Consider the following 22495-nt stretch of genomic DNA (forward strand, 5'->3'; position numbering starts at 1 on the left):
CTATCCCCCTTTGTGAAGCCATTCCCAGGCCATATCTTTCGCAAATGCATCTTTGGAAGTTTCTAATACTTCCCGCAAAATATCGTACCCATTTGGAAATTGACAGATTGCCTGACCAGCCTGCGACCGAACCCACCATGTTTGGTCATGCAAAAGTTCAATCAGCCTCGAAATCGCTTTGACTTCTTTTATTGAACCAACTAATTTAGCGGCAACCATTCTCTCTTCCCACTTGGCGGAATAAAGAAGTTCTAGGTAAGGTTCTATATTTTTTACATAACCAATTTCAGATAATGCCTTTAAGGCTCTAAGCCTAATTTCCCCTTTATAGGAAGAAAAAACATTTTCAAGGAAGGATAGATACTTTAGGCCTCTTTTTATCGAAATTACATCAAGAATTGCTTTTTGTAAGGGAGGACTACTTTTATGAAAATGAAGAATAAACTGCTCAAATTGATGTTCGTCGAGGCGGATTATTATGATACGATACTCAAATTCAGAGAAAGGCTGATAGTAGGTTGTTAACAAATCAAATAATGGTCCAAATTGGAATAAAGCAAGGATTCTTAAAGAATGAATAAGTTCTGTGTGGGAAAGATTTTTTTTCTTTGTTAGCGTGTAGATATCATCGATCAGGAGATTCAATTGGAAATCCTCAATATGATAGAGGGTATTCATCCGTTGGCTCCACCGCTTACTTTTTAGTTGCTTTCGATAATAATCAGCCAAATACATGGAAGCTAATTCTGATAAACGTTTCTTTTCATCTACCCCCTCCAAAACTTTGCTATACTTACTTAGAAGTTCTTCGATCGCTCTCTGTTCTAGGACGGATTTAGGGTCCAGCCCCCTTGAATACCCTCCCTCCATAAGCATTGTAAAAAGGATCGATTGGTATTTTTCAATATATTGTTTTATCGCCTTCCTATTTTCTATCTCTATTGCTTTCCTTATCGTTAAGTATATTAGTAAAATCACTAATATTCCTAAAACGGTAACGGTTAGAATTGTTAGGAAATATAACTCATTTTTCAGCATTCTATTTCGTCCTTTTAATTAACCTTTCTATCCTTGCTTGAAGTTCTTTAATACTAAAAGGTTTGGTCATATAATCATCTGCACCATGCTTTAATGCTCTTTCAATATCCAATTTATTTTTCCTCCCAGTCAGCATAAGGACATGAATATTTCCCCATACTCCTACCTTTTTAACCTTCTGGAGGACTTCCATTCCATCCATGATAGGCATAACACCATCAATTATTAATAGGTGTTCTCCCTCTGCCTCTAAGCGCCTTGTTTCAAAGAATTGTAGACCATCTTCAAATACTTCCAGATTTAGTTCATAATCTTCAAAAGCCATCGCCTTAATTATTCTTTCTAGTATTGTTCGAATAATTTTATCGTCATCAATGACTGAAACGTTCAAGGGCATTTTAGTACTTCGATTGTTTAAGTCCATAAACGACCTTCTCTCTGATTCAAAAAGATAAACAGACTTTCTCTGTATTTGATTCATTTCTGTTACTATTCCCTATTTTTTGCACAGATTGAATGTATATAAAGTTTATTATTAATAAATCCATCTGTCACGCACAACATACAAAAAAAGTCGAATAATATTAATATTTGTCGAATATTTCGGAATTGGATGAAAGAACAAAAGGCGCAAGCGCCCGTTCAGCGGCGTATGGCCTGGAGCACTCCAACTGAGATAAAGGAAACACGAAGAGCGTTAGCGATTCGATGTTGACTTATCGTAGGGCGGAGAGCGAAGGACACTAGCCGTTGGGCGCTGGAGCTGGATTCAAAGAGACTAAATCAATTTATCCACAATTAATATTTTATTATTTCCTATACAACAAAAAAGGATCCATTGAACTGGACCCCATGCTTATTATATTAAGTTTTTAACCTTATTCGTACAGCTCTCCATTGCAGCTGTAATGGATCCCCGAAATTTCTTTTCCTCAAGGGTAACAACGGCTTCAATCGTTGCACCTCCAGGAGTACACACATTATCTTTTAATTCGCCAGGATGTTTTCCAGTCTCAAGGACCATTTTAGCCGCTCCTAGTACAGCTTGAGCAGCAAGCCGATAAGCCTGTTCCCTTGGTATTCCCTGCCTAACCCCTCCATCTGCCATTGCTTCAATGAGCATATAAACATACGCCGGAGAAGAGCCACTGATTGCAGGTACAGCATCCATTAGTTTTTCATCTAGCCGCTCGGTCTTACTAAAGGTGTGGAACAAGCGCTCCACCTCACTAATTTCAGATTCATCAAGATAAGTATTAGCACAGATTGCACTCATTCCTTCCCCTACTAGTGAAGGAGTATTAGGCATGGTTCGCACGGCCTTTACTTGGAATCCAAATGTTTGTTCGATATCCATTAATGAAATTCCAGCTGCAATCGTTATAATAATCGCAGATGGTTTAATCTCATTTTTTATTTCTTTTATTACATTTACATAGAGTTCAGGTTTCACTGCAAGTATTAGTATGTCTGCATATCCAGCAATATCTCGATTATTTAATGTTGTGAAAATCCCGTATGTTTTTTCAATGATCTCGATTGTTTTTTCTGAATTAGCGCTAGCCATAACGTTTTCTTTAGGAATTAGTTGTGATTTTATAATTCCCTCAATCATGGCCTGAGCCATTTTTCCAGCTCCAATAAAACCTATTTTCTTATTCATATTTTCTCCCCACTTACTTATACATTTCATTCTCAAGGACGATAATATTTTCTTTGTAATTTGTTCTCCCAATTTCTTTTGTATTCTTAACCAACCTATATATATTATCACAACATTGTTTAGCACCAATAACTAATAATGGCACCCCAATGAAATCGATTTTTAAACCCCTTGAGAAAAGTCCACCCATTGACATGGCAAAAGGCACCGTTGGCGAAGTATTGGAAAAGACAATTTTTTCCTCAAATTTAAATTTTTCTTGCAGCAATAAACTCATTTCTTTTAATGCTGGGACCACATATTTATTCCTTTTCCGTCCAATTGTGTATACAGGATGACCCTCCTCATCATTCCCATGGAAAATGAGTTTTCCAAAGTCTTCCTTCGTTAATTTATTGAAATAATTCACATTTAATATTTCTTCTTTTGTAAGTTTCCGTTCAGATTGTGGTAATTGTTTTAAATGATAAGCAGCTGCTAAAGACGTTGTATGCGTTCCACCATAATCATTATAGATATAAATCATAGCAATCATCCTTTTTTTTTACTATGTATAATATGCTCAATAAAGCAACTGCCAATTCTAGGTATAGACCATGTAAAAAAAGAAGTTTATCGCAAAAGGATAAACTTCTCTAGAACTTACTTATTTAAATCTTTAGGTGAAAAAGCTCCAGGAAGTAGGTCTTTCACTTTGAGTTTTAAAATATCACCCTTTAAATTTGTCAACACAACTTCCATTTCCGAATCACAAAGTTCTGAAATCACCTGACGACAGGCTCCACATGGAGAAACTGGTCCCTCAGTATCCGCCACTACAACGAGTGAATCAAATTGTGTAACACCCTCCGAGTACGCTTTAAACAATGCGGTTCGTTCCGCACAGTTAGTCATGCTGTATGCCGCATTTTCGATGTTACAGCCATGAAACACCTGACCATCTTTTGCCAAAAGAGCTGCACCAACTTTAAAATTTGAATAAGGCACGTAGGCAAACTCTCGCGCTTTATTCGCTTCAACAATTAAGCTGTTTTTTTCCATCATCTTCACGCTCCGCCAAGGAAATTTAATGCTGAACTAATTTTGTAATCCATTCGAATAGGATTCCGCCAAAATACACCCCGAAAATTCCCATTACTCCTGATAATACTGGGGGAGCAGGTATTGGAAGCTTTAAAAATTTAAACAACAAGCCAACTATTAATCCGGCAATTAATGCCAATATTACATCTCTCATATAATTAACCTCACAAAAATATTTTTAGTAATTGCTTAAAGACAGCTCACCCTTACTGATTGAAACACCAGAACTTGCACCAATTCGAGTTGCTCCAGCTTCTACCATGGCAAGTGCATCTTCACGACTGCGGACGCCACCTGAAGCTTTTACGCCAATTTCAGGTCCGACTGTTTGACGCATTAAGCGTATATCTTCAACTGTTGCACCGCCTGTCGAAAAACCTGTAGATGTTTTTACATAGTCTGCCCCAGCTTTTACAGAAATTTCACAAGCTCTTATTTTTTCTTCTTTTGTTAATAGGCAAGTTTCAATAATTACCTTTACCAATGCTTTTCCTTTTGCAGCTTCAACAACAGCTGCAATATCTCTTTCCACCAAATCATCCTGCATATCTTTAAGCGCAGCGACATTAATTACCATATCTATTTCATTTGCACCGTTTTCAATTGCATTCATTGTTTCAAATGCTTTGGTTTCTGGTGTAGTTGCCCCCAGTGGAAAACCAATTACGGTACATACTTTTACTTCTGGAGTATCTGCAAGCATTTTAGCTGCTGTATTTACCCAAGTAGGGTTAACACAAACAGATGCAAATAAAAGCTCTTTCGCTTCTTCCACTAATTTTATAATTTCTTCTTTTGTTGCATCTGCTTTTAATAATGTATGATCAATCATTCTGACAATATTTTGAGACATAAAGTTCGTCCTCCCTGTTTCCTGTTTATTTATTTATTTAAAGATTTTAATGTTATTTATCACAAGGTAACTATACCAAACTAATTGAACATTTGTAAATACATTTATGAACAAATGTAAAAAAATTTATTTAACTTAATGCTTATCAAGCAAGAATTGCGCCGTAAACTGATCCGTCACTAGCACATTGGCGTACCCGCCTTTTAATGCGCCGTAAATTCCCTCAATTTTATTCGGTCCACCAGCAACAAGAATCGAATGGTCCTTTTTCTTTAAATCATTTAGATCTACGCCAAGCGTTCTTTCATTTAAGCTCTCGTTGCAAATTTCTCCTGATTCATTAAAAAAACGTGAGCAAATATCACCGACTGCCTTACCGGACAAGGACTCCAAATCACTGTCTGTAAAATAGCCGAGCTGAAATAATAACGAGTCGGTCTTGATCGGACCAATCGTAAATAGCGCTATATTAGACTGACTACCTAACTCAAGGATCTTGCGAATATGGCGATCCGCCTCCATTGCCTGTTTTACAACAACGTGATCAACAATTGCCGGGAGGGGAAGATTGTGAGGCGTTGTATGAAATGCTTTACCAAAAAGATATAAAATTTCAGATGCATACGTATTTGTTTCCGAGTGGCTCACGCCGCCCTTTAGTTGAACAACCTTCACACCTTTTACCAACTTCTGCTTGAGTTCAACTGCCACATGGTATAAAGTAGTTCCCCATGTCACTCCTATTATGTCATCATCCGTAACAATTTCATCAAGATAAATGGCTGCCTTTTCACCAAGATAATTCTTAATGAAATGATCTTCATATTGGGGAATTGAAGCGACAATCGCCTTTTTAAGGTTAAACTTTTGTTCAAGTTCCGTTGCCAGATTCTCTACATCTTCTGTCGGATCCATGATACTAATTTGAACAATCCCATCACTTTTCGCCTGCTGTAATAAACGGGATACAGTAGGGCGGGAAACACCGAGCTTCTTGGCAATTTCATTTTGATTATAATCCAATAGATAATATAGCTTAGCTGCTTCGATGACTTTTGTTAATTTTTCACGGTCCACTGTTATCACCTAGTTTTTTAATATTTTCTTTATTGTAACAAAAAAGATGATTGATTTCATTTTGTTTTACATTTGTAAAAATTAATTTGAATTTTATTTCATTCTTTTAAGAATAAGGCTATCCTCATCTGGTGAATTTTCATCCTCTAAAATGGGGAAGATTTATTAGACATCCATCTGATTAGATGACTTACGAAAAAGACAACAAAAAGTCATCCGCTGTTCAACAGTTCTTCTGTATACTGAAATAAGGAAGAAGATTCCTTTCTGAGGAGGCGATACCTTGCTAAAATTAGGTGGATATATTTATCAAAAACGAAAATGGGTCCTGGCATTTTGGATTATCATTATTTTGCTATTAGGATTTTTTGCTCTAAAATTACCTAACGTTCTAAGCGGAAATGGTTTTGAGTATAAAGGAGAATACAATCAAACACGAAATATCCTTGAACAAGAATTCGGGCATCCGAAATCCTCGATCATCCTTGTGTTTGAAAAACATAAAACCGTCAGTGATGATATCTTTAAAAGGTTCATTTTAGACACATTTGATAAAATTACCACAAAGCATGTTGGAAAACAGGTTATTTCCCCTTTTGAACAGGAAGGGATGGTAGATGATAATTATGCCTACGGGCTGATTACTTTTAACAAGAATGCAGAAAGCCTGGGAAAAGAAATTAATCAATTAAATGCGCTGCTTGGAAATAAAAAAGGCTTAAAGGTCACTATGACCGGTGAACCAATTATTGTTCAGGACCTAAATACCGCAAGCCAGGAAGATTTAGCGAAAGCAGAAATGATTGGTCTGCCAATTGCCTTAATCGTTCTGATCCTTGCGTTCGGAGGTCTCGTTTCAGCATCCCTTCCAATTGTGATTGGGGTTGTTTCTATATTATGTACAATGGGAACCGTTTACTTTTTTAGTTATGGTACAGATTTAACCATCTTTATATTAAATATAGTCCCAATGATAGGGTTGGCCCTTAGTATTGACTTTGCCTTGTTGTTTATCAATCGATACAAAGAAGAACTAAAAACAAAATCCATACAATCTGCTATTGAAATAACCGTTTCAACGGCGGGACGATCCATCATCTTTTCAGGTCTATGTGTTTTTATTGGCTTATCTGCCCTTTGGTTTATTAAAATCGATATATTTCAAAATGTAGCACTAGGCGGAATGACCGTAGTGTTACTCTCTGCTTTTTGTGCATTAACCTTTCTCCCTGCACTGCTCGCGGTATTGGGAACCAAAATCAACAAATTAAGTTTACTGCCCGTTCGAGACGAGCAAACAAGTATCTGGCATCGATTTGCAAAATTTGTGATGAGACGGCCTATTCTCATGACAATTACCGCCCTTGTGATACTTTTGTCTGGATTGGTGCCCCTTAAAGAAATGATTTTAGCCATTCCCGGAACTGAATCTCTGCCGCCAAATTACCCTTCACGAGATGCCTTAGAAACATTTAAGGATCATTTCGTGGCAAAAGAAAAACGTGATGAGAAAAAAGTGACGATGGTCCTTGAAACAAAAGGTAGCGTTTCTGAAATAAACAATCTAAAAAAAGTCAAAAAGGTGATTAACGATCTTGATGCAGATGTGCATGTAAATTCAGTAGATTCACCATTTTCAGCGACTGGAATACAAGATGTGAAACAGCTTAATCAATTTCTCACCTATGGAAAAAATGCCAAGAGTTCCCCAATTTCTAACTACTACATTAGAGATAATAAAATGCTTTTAGAGGTGTATTTAAATACTGGTGAACATTCCTCAAAGGCACGACAGTGGGTAAGCGCTTGGTCCAATAAAGATTTAGGCCTAAAAGCTTCATTTGGCGGACCGATTAAGTTTGAGCAAGAAATTTTTTCGGAAATATTCCAAAAAGCTCCTTATGGTTTATTATTAATTGTCATTTCTACGTTCGTGATATTAATGGCAGCTTTCCGCTCCATTCTTATTCCATTGAAAGCTATCCTTATGAATATGTTAAGTCTTGGCTGCACCTTTGGAATAGTGGTATGGATTTTCCAGAAAGGGCATTTAGGAATGGCACCAGTTGATATTGCTCTCATTTTACCTGTGTTTGTCTTTACACTTGTTTTTGGTCTATCAATGGATTACGAAGTATTTCTCATTTCGAGAATTCAGGAATTCTATTTAAAAACAGGTGATAATAGTGAGGCGACCATTTCCGGTTTGACCTATACCAGTAAAATTATCACCTCAGCTGCTGCCATTATGATTGTCGTTACCGGTGCATTTGCATTTACCGGAGTTATGCCTGTCAAACAACTGGGGGTAGGGATTGCGATCGCCATCTTCATTGATGCCACCGTTGTCAGAATGGTCTTGGTCCCCGCCCTAATGAAATTACTAGGGGATTGGAACTGGTGGTTTTTTGGCAAGGAAAGTAAAAAACAACCTAGTACAAGTAGAAAACCAGCCTGATATCAGGCTGGTGGACATTTCTTCTGCTTTTCAACTAAGTTTTGTCCTTCATCCGCTTTATGAAGGACATTTCTTCTGCTTTTCAACTAAATTTTGTCCTTCATCCACTTTATGAAGGACATTTCTTCTGCTTTTCAACTAAATTTTGTCCTTCATCGGCTCTATGAAGGACATTTCTTCTGCTTTTCAACCAAGTTTTGTCCTTCATCGGCTCTATGAAGGACATTTCTTCTGCTTTTCAACTAAATTTTGTCCTTCATCCGCTTTATGAAGGACATTTCTTCTGCTTTTCAACTAAATTTTGTCCTTCATTGGCTCTATGAAGGACATTTCTTCTGCTTTTCAACCAAGTTTTGTCCTTCATCGGGCGACTCTAAGGTTCATTGGTTATATATTCTTTGCATATTGTTCGTTTGGAATTTTGCTTAATACGACATACAAACTTACAGGTTCTTTACCGCTATTATTAAAAGACATTTCTTCTTCACTGCTCACGTGAATCAAATCTGCCTCTGATACTTCTGATTCTTTTCCATCTATAACAATCGTACCGTTTCCTGTCACGACATAAAGATAAACCTCTGTACCCGGATGCTTATGTATTGGCAGTTGCTGCCCTGGTAAAAAGTTCAAAACAAAAGCGGTTGTTTCTCCTTTTTTGTAAATAATCCGTTTTGTAAATTTCTCTTCACTATATTCCATATATGCTTTAACTGAATTCTTTTCCATTTACTATTCCTCCTTGGAGATCATTATATATCCATCATAATTGAAAATGATTTTCAATTAAGTGAACCTTATCACTTTACATATTATGTCACAAACTTATTTTTTTATCATAAAAAGCTAGCTTTGATACAGCTGACATTCCTTTTAGGATATAGTGACGTTGACAAGTGATGCCCCCTTTTTTAGGGCCTGTTTATTTATATCTAGTAAATGATGCTTATCTTCAGAAAGGACCTTTTTTAATGACTCTATTACAGAATCCTCTGTAACAATCTTCGTTTGTTCCAAAAACGCCCCTAATAAAATCATATTGGCTACACGCGCGTTTCCAAGGTCGTTTGCCATATCGGTTGCGTTTAATTCAATTATCTTTAGGTCCTTTCGGTCTGAAATTCTAACAACTAACGATGAATCAATAATTAAAAGTCCACCGGGACGAACCTTAGGCTCAAACTTATCAAATGAAGGATTATTTAAAACGATGGCAGTCGATGGCATCGTAATGAGCGGAGAACCGACTGGTTCATCGTTTATTACAACCGCACAATTAGCTGTCCCACCCCGTTGCTCCGGTCCATAAGAAGGGAGCCACGAAACTCCTTTTCCTTCTAGCATCCCTGCATAAGCAAGAAGCTGTCCCATCGACATAACACCCTGTCCGCCAAAGCCGGCAATGATAATTTCCTCGAGCATCAGTTTTTCCCTCCTTCTTTATTTTTGTATATACCCAGAGGATAAACCGGAACCATACAATCCTTCACCCATTCTAGGGATTCCGCAGGGTCTAGTCCCCAATTGGTTGGACATGTCGATAATATCTCTACCATTGAAAAACCTAATCCTTTTTTCTGTGTTTCAAACGCTTTTCGTATCGCCTTTTTTGCCTTTTGGATATGAGGAACATCATGTGACGAAACCCGCTCGATATAGGCGGCACCATCGAGTGTGGCAATCATTTCACATACCTTAATTGGTGAACCTTGGAGGCTGACATCTCTCCCGAACGGGGTAGTGGCCGTTTTTTGACCAATCAGCGTTGTCGGAGCCATTTGCCCGCCTGTCATGCCATAAATAGCATTGTTAACGAAGATAACCGTTATATTTTCCCCACGGGCTGCAGCATGGATCACTTCACTTATCCCAATCGAAGCAAGATCTCCATCACCTTGGTAAGTAAACACAAACCGATTAGGCAAAACCCGCTTTACTCCTGTCGCTACGGCCGGGGCCCGGCCGTGAGCTGCTTGGGTCATATCACAATTAAAATACTCATACGATAACACGGAACATCCGACCGATGCTATTCCTATTGTATCTTCCAAAATATCCATTTCCTCTAAAACCTCAGCCACCAGACGGTGAATGACACCATGAGTACAGCCGGGACAATAATGTGTAGGTTTATCAGTCAAACCGCTTGTTTTTTTAAACACAGTCTTCATTGTCATACTGATACCCCTCCTGCAGTGGTGATAATCTTTTCATATATTTCTTCTTGTGTTGGTACTACTCCGCCAGTCCTGCCGTAAAAGTCGACCGGGGCGTGACCATTTACCGCAAGCCTTACGTCCTCAATCATTTGCCCTGCGCTCATTTCAACGGAAATATACGCTTTAACCTGATCCCTTGTTTCAATAAATGGCTTCTCCGGAAACGGCCAAAGTGAAATGGGCCGAATTAACCCAACCTTTATACCATTTTTTCTGGCTTTATTTATGGCATTCATCGTGATTCTAGCAACCGTTCCGAACGCTACCATAATATAATCTGCATCCTCAGTTTGATAGGACTCATATCGAACTTCATTTTCTTTGATTAAGGCAAATTTTCGCTGTAGACTCCAGTTCCGCTTTTCTAACCCCTCTGCATCTAGTTCCAGTGAGGTAATAATCCTCGGACCGCCATCACCGCGTGTCCCGGTTGTTGCCCATGCCTTTTCAGTCTTTTCTTGTTCGCTCCGTTCCTTGAATTCAACTGGTTCCATCATTTGTCCCAGCATACCATCACCCATTAAAATCACCGGTGTCCGGTAGCGGTCTGCGATATCGAAAGCATCCTCTGTTAATTCAACTATTTCCTGTAAACTCGCCGGTGCAAGAACAGGAATATTGTAATCTCCATGTCCTCCGCCTTTTGTTACTTGGAAATAATCGGATTGTGCAGGCTGAATATTACCTAATCCCGGACCTCCACGGACGATATTACAAATAACAGCTGGAAGCTCGGCACCCACCAAATAAGAAATCCCCTCCTGCTTTAAACTAAAGCCCGGACTTGAAGAGGAAGTCATTACTCTCACACCTGTACTTGCTGCACCGTACACCATATTTATCGCAGCAATTTCACTTTCAGCTTGGAGGAATATCCCTCCAACCTCTGGAAGTCTCCTTGCCATATAGGCGACAAGCTCACTTTGTGGGGTGATTGGATAGCCAAAGAAATATTTACATCCCACATGAACCGCTGCCTCAGCAATTACTTCATTACCTTTCATTAACACTTTCCCCATCGATAACGCCCCCTCCTAATCACACAGTTTGCAATATCTTTACTGGCCTATACACAGCAATAACAGTATCCGGACATATTTGGGCACATTTCGCACAACTGATACAATGCTCTTGATCAACAACTGCAGCCGGTCGATAGCCTTTTCCATTTAAATAATCTGCCAGAAATATAACGTTTGTTGGACAGACCTGAACACAAAGACCACAAGACTTGCAAATGTCTTCGTTAAAAATGACCTTTTTTTCCAAGACAATCCCCTCCTTTACCCTTCCCAAGGTAATTTCATAAATCTTTCGATAAAGATTACATCATGATGATTCGCAAATTCTTCTGCTTCCTTTTTCAAATGGTTTGAAATAGTTGTATATAAAAATGGGATTTCAAGTATTTCTGCCGCTTGGCAACATAACTCAAAGCCTGTTTGAACATCTTGCATGGTTGTTTCCATGCCAATATTTGAATTATTTATAATTCCTGTAATGTTTAATCGGGAGGCTTTTTCAATCTGTTCAATCGTATACAATGCCCCCTCTATGGTACTAACGTAAGGGCGGTTCTTATTAAGGACAAAAAGGAGCTCTGGGCTAAAATCCTTCCATTCATGATAATATTGCCCTAAAGCTGTAGCACCATCTTTATCCCCCCCGGCATCAACTATTAATCTATACCTATGGTCATGTAAAACTCGATAAATCTCACCAGATACAATAGGGAGGTCAGATGTTGCGAGATGACTTTTTGGGGAAATTAATTCAATATCTTGCTGTTGGAAAATACTTGCCACATCCCGCGTTCGATAATATGGGTTAATAATATCTAGATCATTAATCGCAACTTTTTCATGTTTTTGCCTTTCAGATAAAGCTAAATTAATAGCAATCTCCGTTTTCCCGCTTCCAAAATGACCCGATAAAATGGTTATCTTTCTAATTAGATTCACTTAGAGTTTCACTCCCTTATGACATGTAAGCGTTTCCAATTAAACACTTTGGGAAAAATGCCAAAAATAATTCTCCTTACATTATATGATAAATATCCCACTATCCGCTTTGACCAAAGTCACATGTCACTTGATTGTCAAAAAGAATCATAATTCTAGTAGGAAAACGAATACTAAATATACCTTTGAAGCACGATTCTGAAGGAGGTATTCTATTTTGTATAAAAAGACTTTGTTATTCTATTTCATCCTATCTCTTTTGAGTCTATCCCAGACTTCCTTTTCATCTAAAGCCGAGAACACTCCTAAACAACCAGGTGTGGTTGATTTACGTATCTTAGAAACAACCGATTTGCATGCATCCCTAGTGAATTATGATTATTATCAAACAAAGGCAGACAATCGAATTGGCCTTGTTAAAACAGCAACACTTATCCGGGCTGCAAGGAATGAAGCCCAAAATTCTTTATTGTTTGATGATGGTGACCACCTAAAAGGAAATCCGCTTGGAGAGTATTTGGCAAGAATTCGCGGTATTCATAAGGGAAAAATCCATCCGGTTTATCGCGCCTTTAATTTTTTGAATTATGACGCTATTGCCATTGGCAATCACGAATTTAATTATGGACTTGATTTCCTCAATGCAGCTATTAAGGGTGCAAAGATGCCAGTCATCAATGCCAATGTCTACTCCGTAAAAAAAAATAAACACTACTTCACCCCGTACGTTATTTTAAAAAGAACTGTAGTCGACCAGACTGGTGAAAAATTTGAACTAAATGTAGGGGTCATAGCTTTTATGCCTACCCAAATTATGAAATGGGATAAGGCTAATCTTGAAGGCAAGGTTATTGCTAAACCTATAGTTGATACAGCCAAAGAAATGATCCCGATTATGAAGTCTAAAGGAGCGGATATTATCGTCGCCCTGGCCCATACAGGGATCAGCTCTGAGCCATATAGTGCAGACTCAGAAAATACAGTCTATTATTTAACAAAAATCCCCGAAATTGATGTCGTACTGGCAGGGCATTCACACAATGTCTTCCCAGGATCTGTTTATAAAAGCATTCCTAATACTAACCTAAACTTAGGGAAAATAAATGGAAAACCTGTAGTTATGGCCGGCGCTTTCGGAAGTCGTCTAGGAATTATTGATCTCACAATCCAAAAAAGCAGTAACAGGTGGAAAATAATAAAAGGAATCTCATTTACAAGGCCAATTGCAGATGAGTCAGGGAAATCCCTTGTAAGGAAGGATAAAGGCCTATATAAGTTAGTTAAACCTGAGCATCAGGAAACCGTTGACTTTATCAAAAAATTGGGGCTCTAATAAGTAAAAGATGTTCTTTACATCCGAAGTATAGTCTAATAAAATAATGTATAATATATATAGGGTGCTTTATTAGGGGGGAGTCTGACAAACAGGCTCCTTTTTGTTATTTTTTCATCTACGCACTTTATAAATAATACAAGGGAGAAGGGGTCGATATATGTCAACTCAAGCACTAATCGCAATTGGTGTATTTTTAATTACATATGCCTTTATCGTCACAGAAAAAATCCATCGCACAATCATCGCCATGACGGGCGGAATCATGATGGTATTACTTGGAATTATCAGTCAGGAAAAGGCGCTTCACCATATTGACTTTAATACACTCGGATTGCTAACCGGTATGATGATTATCGTAGCTATAACATCCGAGACTGGACTGTTTAAATACATAGCAATATGGGCGGCTAAAAAAGTTAAAGGGGATCCTTTAAAAATTTTGCTTGCGCTTGGTACCATTACTGCATTGGGTTCAGCGTTTTTAGATAATGTGACAACGGTACTCTTGATGGTTCCGGTAACATTCAGTATCACAAGGCAACTTCGAGTCAATCCAATTCCTTTTTTAATTACTGAAATTATCGCATCAAATGTTGGAGGAACCTCCACACTGATTGGGGACCCGCCGAATATTATGCTTGGCAGCGCTGTAAAAGAACTCACTTTTATGGCATTTATTAATAATCTTACAGCAATTACATTCTTTATCTTATTTATTAATATTGGAATACTAGCGTTCATCTATCGAAAACAGCTTCGAACATCAGAAGAACTAAAGGCCAATTTAATGGACCTAGATGAAAAAGAAGAAATAACAGATAAAAGCTTATTAATCAAATCATTAATTGCCCTGCTGCTAACTATTTTGGGATTCTTCCTACATCAGTTACTTCACATAGAATCCGCAACTGTTGCATTAGCGGGTGCCTTTTTGCTTCTTCTTTTAACAGGAGAAAAATATTTAGACAAAGCATTTTCAAAGGTAGAATGGACAACCATTTTCTTTTTTATCGGACTGTTTGTATTGGTATCCGGTTTGATTGAAACTGGAGTGATTTCGTTATTAGCAGATTACTCAGTCCACCTTACCGGGGGTAATCTGACTTCAACATCGATATTAATTCTCTGGGTAAGCGCAATCGCATCTGCCTTTATAGATAATATCCCTTTTGTCGCAACGATGATTCCGATGATTAAAGATATGGGAGAACTAGGAATAAATAATTTGGAACCACTTTGGTGGAGCCTTTCATTAGGGGCATGTCTTGGTGGAAACGGTACATTAATTGGCGCAAGCGCCAATGTAATTGTTGCCGGGCTGGCAGCGAAGGAAGGCCATCCAATTACTTTTGGTAAATTCTTATTGATTGCCTTCCCATTAATGATTTTATCGATCATAATCTGTACAGTTTATATTTATTTAAGATATCTAATATAGGGGGAGTATGATGAAAGTAGCGTATCGATATAATGAACAGCTTCTCGGCATAAAGGAAACAGCGAACGGCGAGGATTATGAATTTATCCTGACTTTTGATAATAAAAATTGGAAAAGAAAAGTAGAAAAAATCCGCGAATATTTTGATGAAAATAATATTTTAACGGATATCCATTTCTATATTCACCCCAACAATAGATTTCAAATAATCGTAAGAAAAGACTTTTATAATGAATTTATAATCCAGTTGTTTAGACAGCAAATAGTTGAAGAGATTAAATGGATTTAAGAAATGGCTGCCATTATTCTATATGGCAGCCATTTACTATACTAGAACGCAAACATTTCCATCAGGAGGTTTCTTCATTAACATATCCATTTGAGCATTGGCATGAGCCTTCATTTCAGGTATATATAGAGAATAACAGTTTCTTCCCTTTTCCTTCGACTGGTACATAGCAAGGTCAGCATTTTTAATTAGCGTATTAATATCTGTCCCATGATGAGGGTATAAACTTATTCCTATACTCGGGGAAATGTTAAATTCTTGCCCGAAAACAGTAAATGGCTCTCCCATTACCTGCAATATTTGCCTGCACATTTCACTAGCGTCCACATCACTGATTAAATTAGGAACTAAGATGATAAATTCATCCCCGCCAAATCTTGCAAGGACAGTATCTTTGCCAAGTGCCTCTTTTAATCTTTGGGCAACCGATTGCAATAATACATCTCCTGCTTGATGGCCTAAACTATCATTGATTACTTTAAAATGATCTAAATCAAGGAGAAACAACCCTACACCTGAGTTTTCCATTTCATGATTTACTTCGTAGGTTTCAAGATAGGATTTGATAAACCAGCGATTAGGAAGACCGGTCAAGGCATCATGATAGGCCATATGCGCAATCCTTTTTTCTGCCTTTTTTAATTCACTAATATCCATACCAAATCCCAATAAAAATTCTTCAGTTGATTCCGGTACTTGAATAATCGTTTTACCGGTGAACATATAATATTCCTTCCCTTGGAAACCTGCGATTCCTTCAGACGTAATAAGACTTCGTTTCCGCCATACCTCAAGGTCTATTTTTCGGTTTACTTTAGCAATAGCCTCGGGGAAAAGGTCAAAAACAGTCTTACCCAATAACTCATCTAAATTCATACCATTTAACTCACATGCCTGTTTATTCGCAAACATCGTCCGACCTTCAGGGTCTTCTAAAAAGACATTAATCGGCAATGCATCGAGAACCATTGAATGTAAGGAAGAATTAAGACGGAGTTCTTTTAATAGCTCCTGTTCTCTATTTTCAAGTTCTTCTATCCTTAATTGTAATCTTTTTATTTCTTCATATAATTGGGAATGGTTTTTCACTAAGTATCCCGCCTTTGATAAACAATCTACAAAAATAGATATAAAATCTTAATTATATTTTATATCTATTTTTGCAGCTGTTATTGTTGATTTCTAACAATTTAATGAAATTCGTAAGAATAGGCTATGGATAAAATAAAAATTGCTGCCAGAATTACCTGGCAGCAATTTTTTATTATTAATAAGTTAGTTCTTTAAAGCGTTTCACAACATTCTCAACGGAGAATCCATATTTTTCAAGTAATATGCTTTCAGGTGCAGATGCACCAAATTGATTGATGGCTATGACACTGCCATGGTCCCCAACATATTCTCTCCAACCAATCGATGAACCCATTTCAATCGCAAGCCGTGCTTTCATATGTTTCGGCAGAATCGATTCCTTATATTCAACTGTCTGCTTCTCAAATCGGTCCCAGCTAGGCATACTCACAACAGATACATAGATTCCTTCGTTTTCCAGCACTTGTTGAGCAGCCATCGCCAATGAAACTTCGGAGCCAGTTGCGAGCAATAAACCGCTCACCTTGCCTTTCGCTTCTGAAACAACATATGCACCTTTTTTCACACCTTCATAAACCGTTTGTTGAGGAAGTGCTAACGTTGGCAGGTCTTGACGTGTTAATACAAGAGCAGTTGGAGTATCTGTACTTTCAATGGCCAATCTCCAAGCAGCAACTGTTTCTTTCGCTTCTGCAGGACGGATAATTGAAAGTCCGGGCATAGCACGTAATGCTGCTAGCTGTTCGACTGGCTCATGAGTAGGTCCGTCTTCACCTACAGCGATGCTATCATGTGTAAATACGTAAGTAACTGGAAGTTTCATTAAGGCTGCTAACCGAATTGCTGGGCGTAAATAGTCCGAGAATACAAAGAAAGTAGAACCAAATACTTTAACTCCACCATGAAGTGCCATCCCATTTAGTGCAGCTCCCATCGCGAATTCACGAACTCCAAACCAAATATTGCGGCCTGCATAGCTATCAATATAGTAATTTTTTTCAGATGTAATCAGTGTTTTGTTCGAAACTGCTAAATCCGCAGACCCCCCGATAAATTGTGGGACAACATTGGCTACGGCATTTAGTGTTTTCCCTGATGATGCACGAGTTGCTATCTTTTCACCTTCAGTGAAAGTAGGCAATGCCTCTTCCCAATCTTTTGGAAGTTCACCAATACTAGCTGATTCAAATTGCTTTGCGAGCTCAGGATAATCCTTCTTATAGCTTTCAAATAATTCATTCCAAGCATTTTCTTTCAGTTGTCCATCTTGTGTAAATTGATCAAAGTGATCTTTCACTTCTTCTGGAATGAAAAATGGCTCTTCATTATCCCAATTATAGACAGCTTTTGTTAACTTAATTTCTTCTTTTCCAAGTGGAGATCCATGAGAAGCGGATTTACCGGCTTTATTTGGAGAACCAAAGCCAATCACTGTTTTAACCTCAATTAATGTTGGGCGATTCAACTCTGCTTTTGCTTCTTGCAATGCCTTTTGAATTGAATCTGTATCATTTCCATCTTCAACACGAATCACTTGCCATCCATAAGCATTAAATCGATCCTCAACACTTTCAGAGAAGGATAAATGTAAATCCCCGTCCAATGAAATATCATTTGAATCATACATGACGATGAGTCTTCCAAGTTTAAGATGACCTGCAAGAGATGCTGCTTCAGCAGATACTCCTTCCATTAAGTCGCCGTCTCCACAAATACTATAGGTATAATGGTTAACAATTGGATATCCTTCTTGATTGTATGTAGCTGCAAGATGCCTTTCCGCCATTGCCATCCCCACAGCCATAGCAACACCTTGTCCTAGGGGCCCTGTCGTTGCTTCAACACCCGGAGTATGACCAAATTCAGGGTGCCCAGGAGTTCTGCTGCCCCATTGACGGAAGTTTTTCAAATCATCAATGGTTACGTCGTAACCAAATAAATGTAATAAACTATATAAAAGCATGGAACCATGACCTGCAGATAAAACAAACCGGTCCCTGTTAAACCAGTTAGGATTCACTGGGTTATGATTCATTTCTTTTGCCCAAAGCGTGTAAGCCATTGGTGCTGACCCCATAGGCATCCCAGGATGACCTGAGTTTGCCTTTTCGATGCCATCTATCGATAATGTCCGAATCGTATTAATGGCTAATTGATCAAGTTTTGTTTCATTAACTAGTGTTTTCATAGGCTATGACACTCCCAATCTATCAATTTAATAGGCAAATCTTATTATCTTATGGTATGAAAGGCTTAGTTTTCACTGCCCAAAGCCTTCCAAACCATTTCGTAAACTTTTTTCAATGGAATGTTATGTATTTGTGCAATGCTTTTGCATTCCTCAAACTCTGGAGCCCTTTGCACAACGTGTCCATTATACATTCCTTCTTTAACTGTCACAGGACCACACTCGGTTGTAACCAACCTAAACTTTCTTTCTAACCGGTGTACTGTTAAAGGATAATAACGTACCCCTAGTGTAGTGGTTTCTTTAAAAAGGATTTCCTTTATATTAGTTACCTGCTTCTGGGAGCAAAGTAATTGAAGTAATACACCTGGTCTATTTTTTTTCATATAGATTGGTGTATAGAAAACATCATTTGCCCCAGCATCAAAAAGGAGATCCATTACATAGCCAAGCCATTCTCCGGGAATATCATCAAGGTTAACTTCCATTTTGACCATTTGATCATCGATATGTTCATGATTGGCGGGATGTGATACCAAGAGACACTCTCCTTTCATTTAGCATTTTTACGTAGGAGGTAGATTTTTATCAGACTGAAACAGACAAAACCTTATTCACCGATAATGACGCGGAGTACATTCGGATGATTTTTAAATGTTTTTGTTCCCGCACCGTAGCCAATTGAATTGATTTTCATTGAAGGAATCGAACAAAACTCCTCTGCAAGGACAGAAACTATCGCTGCACCTGTTGGCGTAGTTAGCTCAAATTTAATATCTGACTGTTCAATTGGCACCCCTTTTAAAATTTCTAATGTTGCAGGTGCCGGGACAGGATAAACTCCATGGTCAATGTGGATACGACCTGTTCCCACAGGGATGGGCGATGATTTGATTATGTCAATTTCTAATTGATGTATCAAGATAGCTGCCCCAATAATGTCAATAATCGAATCGACTGCCCCTACTTCATGAAAATAAACCTTCTCTAACGGAATTCCATGGATATGTCCTTCCGCTTCACCAATTCTTTTAAAGATGTTTAAAGCAGTTATTTTCACAGGCTCATCAAAACCAGCTTTTTCAATTAAACCAACAATATCTTTATATGGCCGGTGGTCATGATGGTGGTGGTCATGATGGTGGTGCTCATGAACGTGGTCGTTGTCGTGAGCGTGCTCATGGTCGTGATGATGGTCATGAGCATGCTCGTGGTCGTGAGCATCCCCATGGTCGTGATGGTGTACATTGTTCATTAACACCACATCAAATTTTGTACTAGTAATCCCATTTTTCACTAGCTTGTTCCATGTTAACTTATACTCATCCTCTATATGCAGCTTTTTTAATTCCTCTGCTAAACGGTTAGGATCTGCCCCAGCATCAATTAGGGCACCAATCACCATATCCCCACTGATACCTGAAAAACAATCAAAATAAAGTGTTCTCAATTCTTCCTAGCCCCTTTTTGTGCAAGTTGATCAATTAATACTGCGTTATAACCTCCGCCAAATCCATTATCAATATTCACGACACTAATCCCGGATGCACATGAATTTAACATCGTTAACAAAGCAGATAATCCATTAAAATTGGCCCCATACCCAACACTTGTCGGAACAGCAATTACAGGATGTGATACGAGCCCGCCTACTACGCTTGGAAGAGCTCCTTCCATACCTGCTACAACAACGGAGACCGTGGCATTTTGAATTTCTTCAGCGTGACTTAACAGGCGATGAATACCAGCAACACCAACATCATAGAAACGATGTACCTTACTGCCTAATACTTCCGCAGTAACTGCTGCTTCCTCCGCAACCCGTAAATCCGAAGTTCCTGCACAAATCACGGCAATATATCCTTGGGGATCCGCTTCTTTCGTATTGTCGTCTTTCCAAAAAAGAATTTGCGCATCTTCTTTATAGGTAAACTCAGGGCACGAACGTTGAACTACTTCTGCCTTTTCTTTGGAAATTCGAGTAACGAGTACTTGATTGTTTCGGGCTCTTAACACTTGGATAATTGAAATAATTTGTTCATTTGTCTTCCCTTCACCGTACACGACCTCGGGTAAGCCTTGCCGTTTTTTACGATGATGATCAATTTTAGCAAATCCCAAATTCTCAAATGTTGCTAGTTTCTCCTTGGCTTCTTCGACACTTAGGGTACCTCTTTGAACCTGCTCTAAAATTTCTTCAAGCATTCGTTCTCCCCCTCAATATATTCTTCAAAAATTTTTAGACATTCCACTTGCCAACTTTTCATAGTTATCATATATTACTTTATATTTTTCACTAATTTCTTTATTTGGAAGGATAGCTTCACCCATAGGGATATTCTCTTTAATATCTTCAAAAGATTTTACCTTACCTGAAGCAACTAGCGCTGTCCAAGCTGCTCCCCAGGCTGCACTGTGGTAGCTCTCTGGAACATAAATTTCCGCTTCGAATACATCTGCCATCATTTGCAGCCATAATCGAGATCTCGATAACCCACCGTTAACATATATCTTTTGATGCTTCCCTGCTAACCTCTCTAATGCCTTGCCGATTTGAAAGAGGTTAAAAGTAATCCCTTCTAGAACAGCCCGTATAAAATGTTCTTTTTTGTGTGTAATAGATAATCCATAAAAGTTTCCTTTTGCCCGTTGATTCCAAATCGGTGCTCTTTCGCCATTAAGATAAGGTAGAAAAAGGATTCCATCTGAACCCAGTGGAACTTTTTCAGCATCTGCAAGGAATTCTGTGAAGCTTCTTTGGTCGTTCAATAGGTCCTTTAACCATTGTAAGGCAATCCCGCCATTATTCGTTGGACCGCCTATGATAGAAGAATCTTCAGTAAAGGAATAACAAAAGGTTTCTTGATTATCACTTATCTTAACGCCTGAAGCGATTTGCCTGATGGCCCCGCTAGTTCCTACGGAAACCGCTACTTCACCAGGGAGAATCGCTCCAATTCCCAAGTTAGCCAACTGGCCGTCAGCAGCACCGATGACAAAAGAAAGTTCAGGGTCTATGCCCATTTCTTCTGCAATTTGAGGCTTAATTCCCGTTAGCACCTCTGTTGGCGGGACAATTCTTGAAAGCTGTACCTCATGAATACCCGTAAGCGTTAATAATTTTTGATTCCAGGTATGTGTGGATGGGTTAAATAACCCTGTCGCAGATGCCATCGAATAATCAATTACCCGCTGATTAAACCAGCATTGGAGTAAATACTCCTTAATCGACATAAAGTACTTAGCTTGTAGGTAAGGTTCATATTTTGTTTCTTTCATCCATAACAACTTAACGAATGGTGTCATCGGGTGAACCGGTGTTCCTGTTTCCGAATAAACCTCGTTACCCATTGTTTCTATCACTGATTCTGCTTGTGGATAACTTCTTCCATCAGCCCAAATTAAGGCTGGAGAAATGGGAGAACCGGTCTCATCTACACAAATAAGTGAATGCATGGCCGCAGAAAATCCAATGGAAATTAAATCATGTTTTTCAATACCAGATTTATGAATCGCCTCTTTTATAGCTTGTACAGCGGATTGTTCAATCTCAATGGGATCTTGTTCCACCCAGCCTTGCTGTGGGTAATTAAACGTGTTCATTCTCTCTGCTTCAGCTATTAAATTCCCTTTTAAGTCAAATACGCATGCTTTAACACTTGTTGTTCCGATATCTAGTCCAATTACAACTTCTCTTGACATACTTCCTCTTCCTTTTTACATAGTATTAAATTATATTATCATTTTCCGCCATTTTATTATCGTTATAATAAAAGGCTTTGGAACACTCCAAAGCCTTT

Annotated in this window: 24 protein-coding genes; 4 read left to right on the forward strand and 20 right to left on the reverse strand. The window is 38.4% G+C overall.

Annotation, left to right across the window (positions count from 1 at the left end):
- The 8 genes from RCG22_RS10190 to deoR all read right to left on the reverse strand — a co-directional run bounded on the left by RCG22_RS10190 (position 1) and on the right by deoR (position 5714).
- Positions 1-1038 carry a HEAT repeat domain-containing protein gene (locus tag RCG22_RS10190; protein ID WP_308106731.1) on the reverse strand — a complete coding sequence of 346 codons (1038 nt, stop codon included), beginning with the start codon at positions 1036-1038 and terminating at the stop codon, positions 1-3.
- A 1-nt stretch (position 1039) separates the two neighbouring features.
- Entirely contained in the window at positions 1040-1519 is a 480-nt protein-coding gene (locus RCG22_RS10195; protein WP_308106732.1) for a response regulator, read from the reverse strand.
- Between the two features lie 378 nt (positions 1520-1897).
- A complete protein-coding gene (proC, locus tag RCG22_RS10200; protein ID WP_308106733.1) occupies positions 1898-2701 on the reverse strand; it encodes a pyrroline-5-carboxylate reductase in 804 nt (267 codons plus the stop codon).
- 13 nt (positions 2702-2714) lie between these two features.
- Positions 2715-3227, reverse strand: a complete 513-nt coding sequence (locus RCG22_RS10205) for a DUF3189 family protein (protein WP_308106734.1) — start codon at positions 3225-3227, stop codon at positions 2715-2717.
- A gap of 116 nt (positions 3228-3343) precedes the next feature.
- Complete coding sequence (locus RCG22_RS10210) at positions 3344-3742, reverse strand: cytidine deaminase (protein ID WP_308107126.1); 399 nt, start codon at positions 3740-3742, stop codon at positions 3344-3346.
- A gap of 25 nt (positions 3743-3767) precedes the next feature.
- Complete coding sequence (locus RCG22_RS10215; protein WP_098260772.1) at positions 3768-3938, reverse strand: XapX domain-containing protein; 171 nt, start codon at positions 3936-3938, stop codon at positions 3768-3770.
- Positions 3939-3962: 24 nt separating this feature from the next.
- Positions 3963-4637: a deoxyribose-phosphate aldolase gene (gene deoC, locus RCG22_RS10220; RefSeq protein ID WP_308106735.1), complete on the reverse strand. Its 675-nt coding sequence runs from the start codon at positions 4635-4637 to the stop codon at positions 3963-3965.
- Positions 4638-4772: 135 nt separating this feature from the next.
- Entirely contained in the window at positions 4773-5714 is a 942-nt protein-coding gene (deoR, locus tag RCG22_RS10225; protein WP_308106736.1) for a DNA-binding transcriptional repressor DeoR, read from the reverse strand.
- 283 nt (positions 5715-5997) lie between these two features.
- On the opposite strand from deoR, the gene RCG22_RS10230 reads away from it, so the two are divergent.
- Positions 5998-8172, forward strand: a complete 2175-nt coding sequence (locus RCG22_RS10230; protein ID WP_308106737.1) for an MMPL family transporter — start codon at positions 5998-6000, stop codon at positions 8170-8172.
- Between the two features lie 387 nt (positions 8173-8559).
- On the opposite strand, the gene RCG22_RS10235 is transcribed toward RCG22_RS10230, so the two are convergent.
- The 6 genes from RCG22_RS10235 to RCG22_RS10260 form a co-directional block, all read right to left on the reverse strand.
- Positions 8560-8901: a cupin domain-containing protein gene (locus tag RCG22_RS10235; RefSeq protein ID WP_308106738.1), complete on the reverse strand. Its 342-nt coding sequence runs from the start codon at positions 8899-8901 to the stop codon at positions 8560-8562.
- 144 nt (positions 8902-9045) lie between these two features.
- Positions 9046-9594: a 2-oxoacid:ferredoxin oxidoreductase subunit gamma family protein gene (locus tag RCG22_RS10240; protein ID WP_308106739.1), complete on the reverse strand. Its 549-nt coding sequence runs from the start codon at positions 9592-9594 to the stop codon at positions 9046-9048.
- Positions 9594-10349, reverse strand: coding sequence for a thiamine pyrophosphate-dependent enzyme (locus RCG22_RS10245; RefSeq protein ID WP_098260767.1), 756 nt, complete (start codon positions 10347-10349; stop codon positions 9594-9596). Before RCG22_RS10245 ends, RCG22_RS10240 begins: the two co-directional genes overlap by 1 nt.
- Entirely contained in the window at positions 10346-11410 is a 1065-nt protein-coding gene (locus RCG22_RS10250; protein ID WP_308106740.1) for a 3-methyl-2-oxobutanoate dehydrogenase subunit VorB, read from the reverse strand. The genes RCG22_RS10245 and RCG22_RS10250 overlap by 4 nt, the downstream gene beginning before the upstream one ends.
- A 19-nt stretch (positions 11411-11429) precedes the next feature.
- The gene (locus tag RCG22_RS10255) at positions 11430-11687 is read right to left on the reverse strand and encodes a 4Fe-4S dicluster domain-containing protein (RefSeq protein WP_308106741.1); all 258 of its coding nucleotides are present in this window, start codon (positions 11685-11687) and stop codon (positions 11430-11432) included.
- Positions 11675-12352, reverse strand: coding sequence for a hypothetical protein (locus RCG22_RS10260; protein ID WP_308106742.1), 678 nt, complete (start codon positions 12350-12352; stop codon positions 11675-11677). The genes RCG22_RS10255 and RCG22_RS10260 overlap by 13 nt, the downstream gene beginning before the upstream one ends.
- A gap of 217 nt (positions 12353-12569) precedes the next feature.
- On the opposite strand from RCG22_RS10260, the gene RCG22_RS10265 reads away from it, so the two are divergent.
- The 3 genes from RCG22_RS10265 (at position 12570) to RCG22_RS10275 (ending at position 15415) form a co-directional block, all read left to right on the forward strand.
- Positions 12570-13685, forward strand: coding sequence for a metallophosphoesterase (locus RCG22_RS10265; protein ID WP_308106743.1), 1116 nt, complete (start codon positions 12570-12572; stop codon positions 13683-13685).
- A gap of 160 nt (positions 13686-13845) precedes the next feature.
- Positions 13846-15126 carry an ArsB/NhaD family transporter gene (locus RCG22_RS10270; protein ID WP_098260763.1) on the forward strand — a complete coding sequence of 427 codons (1281 nt, stop codon included), beginning with the start codon at positions 13846-13848 and terminating at the stop codon, positions 15124-15126.
- Between the two features lie 10 nt (positions 15127-15136).
- A complete protein-coding gene (locus RCG22_RS10275) occupies positions 15137-15415 on the forward strand; it encodes a hypothetical protein (RefSeq protein ID WP_308106744.1) in 279 nt (92 codons plus the stop codon).
- A 36-nt stretch (positions 15416-15451) separates the two neighbouring features.
- On the opposite strand, the gene RCG22_RS10280 is transcribed toward RCG22_RS10275, so the two are convergent.
- From RCG22_RS10280 to RCG22_RS10305, 6 genes are all read right to left on the reverse strand, one after another.
- Positions 15452-16504 (reverse strand): GGDEF domain-containing protein, encoded by a 1053-nt coding sequence (locus RCG22_RS10280; protein ID WP_098260761.1) that lies wholly within the window; start codon positions 16502-16504, stop codon positions 15452-15454.
- 178 nt (positions 16505-16682) lie between these two features.
- Entirely contained in the window at positions 16683-18695 is a 2013-nt protein-coding gene (gene tkt, locus RCG22_RS10285) for a transketolase (protein ID WP_308106745.1), read from the reverse strand.
- A 65-nt stretch (positions 18696-18760) separates the two neighbouring features.
- Positions 18761-19234 (reverse strand): nickel pincer cofactor biosynthesis protein LarC2, encoded by a 474-nt coding sequence (gene larC2, locus RCG22_RS10290; RefSeq protein WP_308106746.1) that lies wholly within the window; start codon positions 19232-19234, stop codon positions 18761-18763.
- Between the two features lie 71 nt (positions 19235-19305).
- The gene (gene larC / locus RCG22_RS10295; protein WP_308106747.1) at positions 19306-20145 is read right to left on the reverse strand and encodes a nickel pincer cofactor biosynthesis protein LarC; all 840 of its coding nucleotides are present in this window, start codon (positions 20143-20145) and stop codon (positions 19306-19308) included.
- Positions 20142-20900: a nickel pincer cofactor biosynthesis protein LarB gene (larB, locus tag RCG22_RS10300; RefSeq protein ID WP_308106748.1), complete on the reverse strand. Its 759-nt coding sequence runs from the start codon at positions 20898-20900 to the stop codon at positions 20142-20144. Before larB ends, larC begins: the two co-directional genes overlap by 4 nt.
- A gap of 24 nt (positions 20901-20924) precedes the next feature.
- The gene (locus RCG22_RS10305) at positions 20925-22397 is read right to left on the reverse strand and encodes a gluconokinase (RefSeq protein ID WP_308106749.1); all 1473 of its coding nucleotides are present in this window, start codon (positions 22395-22397) and stop codon (positions 20925-20927) included.
- Positions 22398-22495: the final 98 nt, after the last annotated feature.

Source organism: Neobacillus nitrireducens, assembly GCF_030915405.1.
GTDB lineage: Bacteria > Bacillota > Bacilli > Bacillales > Cytobacillaceae > Neobacillus.